The sequence below is a fragment of the [Bacillus] caldolyticus genome (genome assembly GCF_003595605.1).
Taxonomy (GTDB): Bacteria; Bacillota; Bacilli; order Bacillales; family Anoxybacillaceae; genus Geobacillus; species Geobacillus thermoleovorans.
In genome coordinates this window covers 604,378-616,921 of record NZ_CP025074.1, presented here as the reverse complement: position 1 = coordinate 616,921, position 12,544 = coordinate 604,378, and the positions used below count along the sequence as shown (strand labels likewise).

9 protein-coding genes, 1 tRNA gene and 2 pseudogenes are annotated in these 12,544 nt (G+C 46.5%); 10 read left to right on the top strand and 2 right to left on the bottom strand.

The window, feature by feature from the left end; all coding sequences use genetic code 11:
• Window positions 1–162: 162 nt before the first annotated feature.
• Complete coding sequence (locus tag CWI35_RS03250; protein ID WP_160269244.1) at window positions 163–2,478, bottom strand: RNA-binding domain-containing protein; 2,316 nt, start codon at window positions 2,476–2,478, stop codon at window positions 163–165.
• Between the two features lie 311 nt (window positions 2,479–2,789).
• Here CWI35_RS03250 and CWI35_RS03245 point away from each other — a divergent pair.
• From CWI35_RS03245 to CWI35_RS03205, 10 genes and pseudogenes are all read left to right on the top strand, one after another.
• Window positions 2,790–4,447 (top strand): annotated as a pseudogene (locus tag CWI35_RS03245) (IS1634 family transposase).
• Window positions 4,448–4,655: 208 nt separating this feature from the next.
• Window positions 4,656–5,174 (top strand): hypothetical protein, encoded by a 519-nt coding sequence (locus CWI35_RS03240; protein WP_119877486.1) that lies wholly within the window; start codon window positions 4,656–4,658, stop codon window positions 5,172–5,174.
• 172 nt (window positions 5,175–5,346) lie between these two features.
• Window positions 5,347–6,327 carry a restriction endonuclease gene (locus CWI35_RS03235; protein WP_033015505.1) on the top strand — a complete coding sequence of 327 codons (981 nt, stop codon included), beginning with the start codon at window positions 5,347–5,349 and terminating at the stop codon, window positions 6,325–6,327.
• Between the two features lie 509 nt (window positions 6,328–6,836).
• On the top strand, window positions 6,837–7,061 hold the full coding sequence (locus CWI35_RS03230; RefSeq protein ID WP_119877485.1) for a hypothetical protein: 225 nt from the start codon (window positions 6,837–6,839) through the stop codon (window positions 7,059–7,061).
• Between the two features lie 21 nt (window positions 7,062–7,082).
• Window positions 7,083–7,155 (top strand) — tRNA-Arg (locus tag CWI35_RS03225).
• Window positions 7,156–7,490: 335 nt separating this feature from the next.
• Complete coding sequence (locus tag CWI35_RS18800) at window positions 7,491–7,688, top strand: CDI toxin immunity protein (protein WP_429895519.1); 198 nt, start codon at window positions 7,491–7,493, stop codon at window positions 7,686–7,688.
• A 126-nt stretch (window positions 7,689–7,814) separates the two neighbouring features.
• On the top strand, window positions 7,815–8,195 hold the full coding sequence (locus CWI35_RS03220) for a hypothetical protein (RefSeq protein WP_119877484.1): 381 nt from the start codon (window positions 7,815–7,817) through the stop codon (window positions 8,193–8,195).
• A 100-nt stretch (window positions 8,196–8,295) separates the two neighbouring features.
• A pseudogene (locus CWI35_RS18500) lies at window positions 8,296–8,465 on the top strand (hypothetical protein); the annotation flags it as partial.
• Window positions 8,466–8,926: 461 nt separating this feature from the next.
• Window positions 8,927–10,441: a malate:quinone oxidoreductase gene (locus CWI35_RS03210; protein WP_205536315.1), complete on the top strand. Its 1,515-nt coding sequence runs from the start codon at window positions 8,927–8,929 to the stop codon at window positions 10,439–10,441.
• A 284-nt stretch (window positions 10,442–10,725) separates the two neighbouring features.
• Window positions 10,726–11,280: a YpiB family protein gene (locus CWI35_RS03205; RefSeq protein WP_033010977.1), complete on the top strand. Its 555-nt coding sequence runs from the start codon at window positions 10,726–10,728 to the stop codon at window positions 11,278–11,280.
• 104 nt (window positions 11,281–11,384) lie between these two features.
• On the opposite strand, the gene CWI35_RS03200 is transcribed toward CWI35_RS03205, so the two are convergent.
• On the bottom strand, window positions 11,385–12,506 hold the full coding sequence (locus CWI35_RS03200) for an NAD(P)/FAD-dependent oxidoreductase (protein ID WP_119877482.1): 1,122 nt from the start codon (window positions 12,504–12,506) through the stop codon (window positions 11,385–11,387).
• Window positions 12,507–12,544 lie beyond the last annotated feature (38 nt).

Sequence of the window (12,544 nt, the reverse complement as noted above, 5' to 3'; positions counted from 1 at the left end):
TGTTCAGCGTAATGATCTGTCATTTCAGCAATATTACAAAGCGTGAGCTGGAACTGTTCTCAATATTGTTGGACGAATGAATAAGTCAAATAAGTCAAAAAATTTATATGGATTGGATTTGATTGGGCTAAATTATTTAAAAATAAAAAGTTAAGTAAGATTTTAAAATAATCTTTGGTTTTTCAAAAAAGAAATATCTGTTGCAAAGGGAGAAAAGTTGGTTACTTTTTGAGTTTGTTTTTTCAGGTGATGATTATTTTTATTATAAGCAAAGGACATATGTTTTTTTATAAAAAAGAAATACGGTTTTGATAAAAAGTCCTCAAAATATTCTTGAAATAAACTGTCGGCTTCTTCTCTATATTGATCGTGATTTGTATACCGCCCGTGTTTATATTCATGTAATGCTTGCATATTTAAAGCAGATCCTTTCAAGACACCTAATAAACTTTTGTGTTCTGTGTTATATGTTTTCATAACATAATCAATGTCTTGAATTATGTCGTCATATTTTTCAAGCATTAGATATAAAAATGATTTCCAAACGTACAGCATTACTTTTTGCTCATCGTAATTATTCATATTAATCACGTGAGCAAATTCACTATTAATGTCTGAATATATATTATATGGATTCACCTTTCTCTCCTTTATTTTAATAAAGTTTTTATAGAATGGTACAAGATAATTACCAGGGTATAAAGTCATAATCTCTTGTAAATATTGTTCACTTTGTACACCATCGGTATCTAATACTTCTAAAATCATATTGTAAGACATGATTTCATTCTTATTTATTAATGTTTTCAAACCAAAGTTGAAAGCATAGTCTTCACGAATATTCTTAGTATACCTAGATATTTTTCTTGTTTTTTGATGAAGACGATTGTATTCTGCACCTGGTATTCTTTTCTCTTCTATTAAATAAGAACGTAATAAGTTATTTAATGAATAGACTAGTTGCCCGTTTTGATACTCCTTATAGAGCATAGACTGAGAACATAAAGATTCTAAAACATTCTGAAGCTCAGTATGTTCAATCGATGTAACATATTTTAATTCATGAAAGCTTAGATGATTATTTTCTGATACCGCTAAGGAGTACATTAATAATAGCTCATTAGCTTCAAGATTATTTAGTGTTGAATCGAAACAATATGCTTTTAAAGGTTTTTCAGCTTCTAGGTTTCTTCTCTCTAAAATATCATTGATGCCTCTATTCCTAATCATTTGAGCAATAAAAAATTTTATATACAACGGATTTCCGTTTGTCAATTTATAAAACCGGTCGAAATTATCAGAAATTTGAATTTCGAATCTTTTTTGAGTTTCTTCATCTTGAACAAGATCTTTTATTAGCTCAGATATATAAATTTTGCTAATATCCTCTCCGAATTTTTCAATATGGATAAATTCTTGAACTCTAAGATCGTGTCTAGAGGTTAAAAGAAACTTATGTCCTAGAGGAGCATTTTTTATAAAACGATGAATATCGGCTATCTCCTCATTTGAAAAAACTTCTAAGTTATCCAACACAATAAAAAACTTAGCACTCTCTAAAGCTTGGTTCACATATTCTTCCTTTTTATAAAAATCTAAACTCTGGATGAAATTTTTATCGTAGAAAACTAATAAAATTTTATTATATAAGTCCTCTAATGAATTAAATTCTCTATGTAATTGCCTTCTTTCATCGAAATATATTCTCTGATCTTTAGCGCTAATCCAAATTACATCATCAAACTCGTTTTCTCCATTTTTTATACTTTCTTTGACTTGGTGTGCAACTTTATAAGCTATTGAAGTTTTGCCAATTCCTCCATCTCCAGTTAAGGATAATAAATAATTTTTGTGATGATAAATCAACTCTTCATAAATAAGATTGATTTCATCATCTCTTCCTAAAAATTTATAATAAGGAGGGGGTGGGAATTTTGAGTACTTATTGTACGTTGGGTCATTGGATATAGTGTTATTTGGATTTAATCTTGTAGAATTAGAGATAATTTTCTCAATTGTGACTAAATCTTTTGCAATATCGTTTGAAGAACCATTTCTAAAATAAATAGCACCTTGTCGTAACTTTTCTCCCTCGTCTTTTGTACAGATAACTGGTCGATGTTGGTCTTTAGAGATTTCAATAACTACTAAGGTACGGTTGTAAGTATCTAGTGTAAATTTTTCAATTTTAAAATTAACAGGGTGACTACTATATGATTTAAGGAGTTGTACCCAATTTGCATCATCCACTCTAGTGTTCTTATCTACACCTAATATTTGTTTTTCACCAGTGTAGTCAACTTTGACTCCACAGATAATATAACCTGGTTCGTTTATAGTGGAATTAGCGAAAGAAAGTATGTCTTTGACAAAATCAGTTTTACTTTTTCTATCTGATATATCATAAAAAGTGGTTTTAAAATCTAATAACCTATGCTCGGTTTCCTTTAATAATTTTTTAATAAATTTTTCATCCATTTTTCTCCTCCTAAATTCTTTTTTATACATAATATAACAAAAATGTACTTTGACCTACATTATAACTATTTATGGTTTAGGGTGTCAAGGCCGATTATTTTTTCCCAAAAATCGCCGGTTTAAAATTCCCTAGAAGGACCTCATTGATCCTTCTGTTTTTCTTGTTGGAGCCTTTTTTCCCGTAATCGATAGCTTTCCCCCTTTAGGTTGAACTCACATTTCGCACCCTCTCGACCAAAATCGAGAGGATTTTTTATCTCCATGTCGAATAAAACCTTGAAACACAAGGAACGCAAAGGAGTTTTCCCATCATGGACGTTCGAATTCGTGCGATTTATGAAAGTTCCTATTTGAATATAATAAGCGCCATCTTCAAGGATCTTGGCCTCTCCCAGCTGATTGACCGACTGGTTCCGGTGGATCGCCAATGCCAAACCCGAACCAGCGATATCGTCAGCCTAATCATTCTGGATATCTTGAGCGGCCGGCAAGCCCTAGTTCATTTGGAACGGTGGGCGCATGACATCGATTTGCCGAAGCTGATTCGGCCAGGGCTGAATCCGTCTTGGTTCAACGACGATGCCATCGCCCGTCATTTGAACCGGCTGTATGAGGCGAATATCCATCAAGTCCTGTCGTCTTGCCTCGTGCAGATCTACAAGAAAGAAGGCCTCTCTCTTCGCGCCTTCCATGCGGATACGACGGACAAGACCGTTTACGGCGCGTATGAATCCGATTCGTCGGATGTGTTGCACATCACCTATGGCTATAATCGCCACCATCGCTGGCAAAAACAGATCGGCTTCGGCCTGATCGGCAACGAGGACGGCATCCCGTTTTACGGCGACGTGCACGACGGCAACGAGCCGGACAAAACGTGGAATCCCGAGGTGCTGTCGCGAGTCCATGAACAGCTGAAGCAAGCGAAGATCGACGACGAATGGATTTACGTGGCCGATTCCGCCGCGATGACGAAAGACACCTTGGCGCAGACGAAAGCCGCCAACGCCTTTTTGATTACCAGAGGCCCTTCGTCGCTCCGGATCGTGAAACGGGCATTAGCGGAGGCCGATTCGCCTCACATCCCGTGGAGCGAACCCTTTACCCTAGCGGAGAGAAACGGCGCCACGTACCGGGTATGGGAAACGGCCTCGACCTATGAAGGCCACTCGGTTCGGCTGATCGTCGTCGAATCGAGCGCGCTCGACCAGCGCAAAGGAAAAACGCTTGAAAAAGAACGAACCAAAGAAGCGGAGCTTCTTCGTGAGGAACAAGTCCGTTGGGAGCGCCACCCCTTCTCCTGCCGCGAAGACGCCGAACAGCCTTGACGTCCCTCAAGGCGTCCCTTCGCCCTCGGTTTCATCGGGTGGAGGCCGCGGTCGAAGAGATCGTGCGTCCGAAAAAACGGCGCGGACGGCCGAAAAAAGGGGCGGAACCCGAGATGGAGACGCTGTACACCCTTCGCCTAAACGTCGAATTCGACCAACCGGCATGGGAACAGGCAAGACGGAAAGCGTCCCGGTTTGTTCTCGTCACGACCGTTCCGAAGGAATGGAAGGGCCAACAAATGGATGCCCAAGAAATCTTGAAGCCGTATAAAGGGCAAATCTCGGTGGAAATGAACTTCGCGTTTTTGAAAGATCCGTTTTTCACCGATGAGATTGATGTCAAAAAGCCAGAACGAGTGGCCGTATTAGGCTATCTATTTCTCTTGGCCCTAGCGATTTACCGCGTTTTTCAGCGCCGGGTGCGTCAGTTCATCACTCCGGAACACCCGTTAAAAGGGGCTGGAGGCCGCAAGCTGACCCGGCCAACGGGACAGGCGATTTTTCAGCTGTTTCCATATGTGAACGTCGTCCTGCTGGAGCTGCCAGACGGGCGCATCCAACGCGCACTCGATCGCTCCCTCAACCCGGACCAGCGAAGGATTCTGCAGGGATTGAGCATGGATGAGAGCATCTACGTGTAACGCGATACGGAACGACCAGTGATGGTAAAAAAGGATTGCCATCGCTCGTTGTGTTGGTCAAAACGTTATTCTGAAAAACTAAATAAAAAATCCTTCGTTTCGACCTTGTTAGGGTGCGAAATGTGAGTTCGACAGCAACGTTTTACAAAAGTTGATACAATCAAATCAACTGAATCTTTTTATCTATGACAAAGGGAGGGGTCACGGGATGGCAACGATTCGTAAAGCGGATTATTACTATGGAGCACTTCTTTCCGCGCTGGTCAACGGCGGGTTGGCGCCGGCGCTGTTTGAAAAGGAAAATGACAACCGACAAATTTATGAAGTCACGACGAATAAAGCGAGCTATATTATGTACACGAAATACAACACGAATCCATCCGGCTCCAAAGATTTCACTTGGTCGTTTGTATTCAGCGATCATGAGATTGCTGAAATTAACAAGATTGATCTCGAACACAGCCAGGAAAAAGAAATCGTGTTTGCATTTGTCTGCGCACAGAAACAGCCGAGTGACTCCAATCAAGTGATTGCCATCGTCCGTTGGAATGAGTTTCTCGAGTGTGTCGACCTGCAAAGACAACAAGTGCGGGGAACTCCGCGGCTTTCCATAAAAGCGGTGAAAGGCTCTCCCAAGCTTCGCCTCTACGGCAGCAAGCGCGCAGATGTATTGGATGGAAAAGATCATACGATCAAAATTGAACGAAATCGATTAAACCATTTGTAATTAGGTGAAGGAACACCGATGGATGGGCTTATGTTATACGGTTTGTTCGTTTTGGCACATCTTAAATGTAGTGCCTATAGCGGCGAGCTATAGGCTCATTGTTTCGGCTCCTGTTTTTAGAAGAATGGCTGCTTCACGGAGCGATTTCTTTTTGCCAAAAGGAGGAACCCGGATGTCAAAATGGTGGATGATCCGCGCGGGCGATCGCAATGAACTGATTCCGCTTTGGCTGGAAAAGGGCATCGCATCGATCGGTTGGGCGAGATTGGGCGATCCGAAGCGCTTTCGGTCGAAAGAACAGCTGCAGCGAAAGGCGGATGAAGTGTTTGCCGAGTCAAAACCAAAATCGAGAACGAGTTGGGTGAATCAAGTATGGCGGTTTGCCCATGAAATCAAAAAGGGCGATCGAGTGATCACATATTCAAAAGAGAAAAGGGAGTACATTGTTGGAACCGTGACAGAAGAGCATCGTTACGATCCCTCCATCGGGCATCCCTATTATCCGAACATCATCCGGGTAAAATGGGAAAATGCGACAGTTCCAAGGGATTCGCTGTCAGACGGAGCGAAGAACAGTTTAGGTTCGACGCTGACGGTGTTTCGAGTGGACGAATGGGGCGATGAAATCGAGCAGCGTTTACACAGTGAACCATTCTCAAAACCTCAACATGAAGAGGGGGAAACGGAAGAAATCGTTGAAGACCTTGTTGGAAAAGCGTTGATGATGATCCAGGACAAAGTGGACAAGCTTGATCCGTGGCAAATGCAAGATTTAGTGGCGGGCTTGCTTCAAGCAATGGGGTACAATGTGCAAGTGAGTCCGAAAGGCCCTGACGGCGGTGTGGATGTGCTCGCCTATAAGGACGCGTTTGGCTTTGAAAAACCTGTAATCAAGGTGCAAGTGAAGCATCGCAAAAGCGCCGCCTCGGCCCCGGAAATCCAGCAGCTTCTCGGAGCCAACCCGATTGATGCCAATTGCCTGTTCGTCTCCACAGGCGGTTTTACGTCCCACGCAGAGGCAGTCGCCAAACATAATTCCGTGAAACTGATTGATTTGGAAGAGCTGGTCAACTTGATTGTTCATTGGTATGAGAACATGCCTAGCGATGCGAGAGCGCTGCTTCCGCTGCAGAAAATGTATGTGCCTGAATAAAAGCCGTTTGGGGCCGATTTCCTAGTTGCTCGAGGTTTTCCCGATTAAGCGAGTTGATGTTTGTTGAGCCTTTATGCCAAGGCAGGGATTTCGTCGTATTGACTTGGATGGAACACACAAGCGAAAAACGGAGAGCTTTCCCCAGCTCTCCATTTTTTCATTCATGCAGGATTTCGACCTTATGTTCACGAATGGTATTCCTTATGTTGGTTTCTTTCGTGAGGAACCGTTCTTTCCACGTGGGGGACGATTCGGCCAAGGATGTTGATGATGATAAACGGCCAACCGTTCGTCGTGCGGATGGTGCTCCCTAAGAACGCTGATCAAGTTGCGGTGTTTGCAAGGGCGGTGGCGCGAGAAGGTCGTCTTGCCTGCGATCAGGGAAGCAGCGGTTCAAGGCTGCGGCGAATCCCATCGCTTCGCGTTGCCGTGCAGACGGGGCGCCTCGTAAAAATGCGGGGGCAATGGCGGTGTGTGGCTGTAAAGATGGTGTTTTTGAGAGGGGATGAATGTTGCGAATCGTCACCTATACGTTCTATTCCATTGCCTCGGAACGAAGCGGGATTCGGCTGATGGATGCGGATTGGAGCGATCAGTGGGGATGGATCGTTGTGCAAAGAAGCCGCCGACGGTTGAATTGCTGGGAACGAAGAGCGAACTTTGGAGGGATCGGGGTTGAAGTTCTCTATTTTGTTTTTCTATCAGCTATTGAATTTTTAGGTGCAGATGGATAGAATGAAAAAGGAGAGCCATATGGCCCCGTAGCTCAGTGGATAGAGCGTCGGTTTCCTAAACCGTGCGTCGGAGGTTCGAATCCTCTCGGGGCCGTTCCAATGATCCGACTAGTTCGGATGAAAATTCGTAAACTCCTTGATACGACTGCGTTTGCAGTCGTTTTTCATTTTTTGGGAATCCGATGGGGTGAATATCATTCTTATTGAGGCAAGGAATGTAGAGTGGCGCTCACGTTGAGTTCAATGCATGTGGAAAAGACATAAAAATATATACAGTACATACAGTGGCATCGAACGATATTGAAGCGGGGGGCAAACATGACATTATTTGAAGAGTGTGTTTATGCAATAGGCCATGAGAACTTGAGGATGTTAACGAGCGGGGAAACCGAAACATATTTTGATTATTTGTGCACATGATTCCCGATCTTGCCTTGGGGGAGAATCGATTGGGAAAAGGTATCGGAAAAGAAACACATAAAGCATGCATCGGAAGTAGTTGATTGGCTGCGGCAAAGGGGAATTGATCATTACGATGTGATTGTGCTATGGAATTATTCTGATAACCCTGGCATCCAGACGACATTAGAGAGAGTTCTGCATGCTATTGATGATGTGTGGCAGTAGGGTCAGACACTTTTATTCTTTGCCAACATGGAGAGTATGCAATCGAATGTTTTCATGATGGTGTTGTGACGATCGGTGTTCCTGAAAAGAAGAGGCATTTTCATGCTGGAGAGGAGGGGGAGTCAAATGATCATTGCCAACAACTATAAAGAAATCAAAGACCATTTTGACTTCACAGATAGCATTATAACGGATATCAAGTGGAACAATCCGTTAGATTTGTCTATCACAATCGACTATTATTGGGATGTACAGGAGAATAGAGAGGAAAATAGAACATTCGTGTTGCATTTTACGGATTGCTTGGCTGTAGAGTACAAAATGAGGAAGGAAGTCATAGGAATGTCGAGGGAGGATCTCCATTTTGACAGCTTGTTTACCATGATTCGCTTCGAACATGCAGCAGCAGATTCAAGCGGATTTCAGCATTTTCGTATCTATACCTTTGATTATACAGAGCCGTTGCTGCAAATTATTTGCAAGCAGGTTCAGCTGGAAGAAGTGTAGGTCATTGTTTGTTAGGGGGGTTAATACAATTACCATTACATCGTTCCAGAACTTGACGGCCTGTAACCAAGGCTTCGCGGAAAACCTTCTTTTGCATGTCGAGAAATTAAATCGCATGGCCTGCACATCAAACGGATGGGTGCAATCGCACGGATGTCCTCCCATTGTGTTTGCAGATATCACTTATCGACAGCCCATGACTGTGGAGGAAACGGTAAGTCGTTGACAGATAAACCGGAGAAAAGAATGCTGACTGAACCGGTCACTTTGTACCATCACACAAGTCCTTGCCTATTCGCAAGGACATTTCTCCGAACGTTGGCAAGGCTAGTCACCCAACCGTTCTCGAACGTCTTCTTCCATCATGTCAAGAATAGTTGCAATGTCTGCGATGCTCATTTCCTTTTCTCTCATTTTCCGAATCGTCTCTTTGATTCCTTCTTCCCCTCCTGAAAAAATTCCGCATTTTTTTGCCAGACGGTGGCGAAATATTCAACGATTTTGTAAAATTATTGTGAAGGGCGATTGCGGATGGTCGTGTTGATGTCATGAATATGCAACGGTGCATTGAATTATATTAATATATTTTTGTTAAAATCGATAATAGTGACATACTATTAATCAATTGTGTTATAATAAATTTTGTAATCGCCCTCAAAAACAAAAGGGGTATCGGTGGAATCATTTCGAGCGCTCGCTCGATGCTCTTTTACAACTATTCATGGATAGGGATGGTAAACATGGGCAACAAACAAGGAAAAACGGATGTCATCTTAATCGGCGCGGGCATTATGAGCGCGACGTTGGGGACGCTCTTGAAGGAATTGGCGCCCGAGTGGGACATTGTCGTCTTTGAAAGACTGGAAGAGGCAGGAGCGGAAAGCTCCAACGAGTGGAACAACGCCGGGACGGGGCATGCGGCGCTGTGTGAGTTGAACTATACGGTTGAGAAGGCCGATGGGTCGATCGACATCGGCAAAGCGATTAAAATCAATGAGCAGTTTTACGTCTCCTTGCAGTTTTGGGCTTATTTAGTCAACAGCGGTATTCTTCGTGACCCGAAAGATTTCGTCCGTCCGCTGCCACATATGAGCTTTGTGCAAGGGGAAGACAATGTGGCGTTTTTGAAAAAGCGCCACGAAACGATGGCGGCCAATCCGCTGTTTAAAGGGATGGAGTTCACAGATGATCCGAAAAAGTTGGCCGAATGGGTGCCGCTCATGATGGAAGATCGGGTCGTGACCGAACCGATTGCGGCGACGCGGATCGAATCGGGGACGGACGTGAACTTCGGGGCGTTGACGCGCCAACTGTTTGAACATTTGAAACGGAAGAACGTGGAGATCCGCTACCGCCATCATGTCGAGGATATCAAACGGACAAGCGACGGCTTATGGGAGCTGAAAGTGCGGAATTTGGACACGGGCGCGGTGGAGCTTCATGCGGCCAAGTTCGTCTTCATCGGGGCCGGGGGAGGCAGCCTCCATCTGTTGCAAAAGTCCGGCATTCCGGAAGGGAAGGGAATCGGCGGCTTCCCGGTGAGCGGGTTGTTTATGGTGTGCAACAATCCGGAGGTTGTGGAAAAGCACCACGCGAAAGTGTACGGCAAAGCGAAAGTCGGCGCGCCGCCGATGTCGGTGCCGCATTTGGACACGCGGTTTATCGACAATCAAAAGATGCTGCTGTTTGGGCCATTTGCCGGGTTTTCGCCGAAGTTTTTGAAAAACGGATCGATGCTCGACTTGTTCACCTCGATCAAGCCGCATAACGTCTTGACGATCTTGGCGGCGGGCGTGAAAAATATGTCCTTGACCAACTATTTAATCCAGCAAGTGCTGTTGTCGAAAGAACAGCGCATGCAAGAGCTGCGGGAATTCGTGCCGACGGCGAAAAGCGACGAATGGGACATCGTCGTCGCTGGTCAGCGCGTGCAAGTGATCAAAGACACGGAAGCTGGCGGCAAAGGAACGCTGCAGTTTGGCACGGAAGTCGTCCATGCGGCTGATGGTTCGATCGCGGCGTTGCTCGGCGCGTCGCCAGGGGCATCGACGGCGGTTCATGTCATGCTTGAAGTGATGGAGAAGTGCTTCCCAGAACGGATGAACGAATGGCGGGCGAAAGTGAAAGAGATGATTCCGTCTTACGGCGAGTCGTTGATGAAAAACGAAGCGCTGTTGCGGCAAGTGCAAGCGTCTACAGCGGAAGCGCTCGGATTGAACGGCCACTTTGCGATGCAGTTGGCGTAGGCCATAGGTCTTAGCAATGGAAAGGAAAGCCGAGAGCCCGTTGCTTAGAAGGAGCAGCCGCCTGGAAATGAAGGGCGGCTGTTTTTCTATTTCGTTTGCCGCTTGGTGTCGGAATGAAAGGGGCCTTGCCCTGCGGTTTTCAGATGCACGGCGGGGCGCAATCAAGTATACTGGAAAACAAAGACGTGAATGGAATAGCAATGGATCATCGAGGCTTGTTGAGACGATCCTGCGCTGCGGCCGCTGTTATCTTCCATGGAGAAGCAGTTGAAGGGGGTGAGGCTATGACGAGATGGGTGTCCTATTCAGAAAAGCGGCAGTTCTTAACAACGTTTTTGCAGCAGCATCGTTTGAAGCATCCCGATGCCCGATTTGTGCTGCAATACTTGCTTCAACACCCCCATTTGCTTGAGAACGTCCATTTTACGGAAACCGAGCAAAAGCAGGCGCGGTGGCTGATCATTTCGACTGCGATGGCGGAAGAGGAAGGGCTCGTCTTTTATCGGCGCGGTCAAAAAAGCACGAGTCTTGCCTCGATTATGGGTGATTTGGCGCTGCATCCGAACGAGCCGCTCTATTTGACGCTCCATTTTCCAGGAAAGGCAAGGAATTTTTCGTACCTTCGGCTTATTGATCACCAAGCGTTTGAAAATGTCAGGCGGCACGAGCGGCATGAGAAAATGGCGAAGGCGGCCGAGCAAGTGTTGGATGAGGCGCTGAAACGTCATGAACTATCGGTGTTGAAAATGCAAATTGACCAGGCGCTTGACCGAAAAGATATGGCGTTGTTTCAACAGCTGACGGAACAGTTGAAAAAATACGAAGGACAAAACAGCTAAACGGGCTGCGGGCCTGCATGGGGCAAGCCCGCAGCCGGCGCTGGCCGCTGAACGCGGCAGTTGGGCATCGGGTGGGAGTGCTAGTGTTGCACCGTGCGGCAGCGTCAGGAAAGCGGGATGATGGCCTCGGCGACGTTGTAGTCGAACGAATCAAGTTCGGTCGGGCGGCCGAGCACAAGCTTGGCAAGCTCTGCGCCTAAATATGGCCCGACGGTGAGCCCGGAAGAGCCAAGGCCGTTGGCTGCGTAAAGTCCGGTAAAACCGGGAAGCGACCCGAAGACAGGGAGAAATCCAAGCGTGCGCGGGCGAAACCCGACCCGTGTTTCCACGTAGGTGCACGCCGACAGCCCTGGCGCGACGGCGAGCGCTTTGTCCAGTATTTCGTGGATGCCGCCGGCGGTGGCGCGGACATCCATCCCCGCTTCATCTTCATGGGTCGTTCCGATGATGATTCGCCCTCTAGGGAAGGCGAGCATATACTGATTGTTCGGCGGCATGACGACCGGCCATCGGCCAGTCTCGCCTGCCAACCATTCGAGATGAACGATTTGTCCTTTTTGCGGAGTGACGGCAAACCGAACGCCCAGCGGTTCGAGCAGTTCGCCAGCCCATGCGCCGGCTGTGACGATGACCGCTTCGGCCGTGTATTTCGCTCCATTGACTTTCGCGCCGATGACGCGGGAGCCTTCAAACAGGATCTGGGCGTTTCCGCGGATGTAGGCGGCGCCAAGCTTTTGGGCCGCGTTTGTGAGGGCGTCCCGCACCGCCCGGCCGTTCACTCGGGCGGCGCCGCTCACATATAGGGCATGATGCTCACCGCCAAGCGGCGGAAACAGCTCCTTCGCCTCATGGGGATGAAGCCGCACGATCTCTCCCATTTCCGGCGCGTCTTCGCGCCGTTTGCGAGCGCGCTCCTCCATTTGTTTCAGTTTCTGTTCGTCCGTGTGCAGCCATAGGGCGCCGACGCGCGCATAACCGGTGTCCGTTTCCCCGAGCGCTTGCAGTTCTTCGATGAGGGAGGGGTAAAACTTCGCTCCGTTTTTGGCCAATCGGTACCATTTTTGGTTGCGGCGCTGCGACAGCCAAGGGCAGACAATCCCCGCCGCCGCACCGGTCGCCTGCCCTTTGTCGCCGCGGTCGATGATGATCACGTTTGCGCCTTCCTTGGCCAAATGGTAAGCGGTCGAGGCCCCTAAAATGCCGGCTCCGACGATGATGTACTTCATTCATGAACACCTTTTCCTTTTTTCTACTAGCATACCAT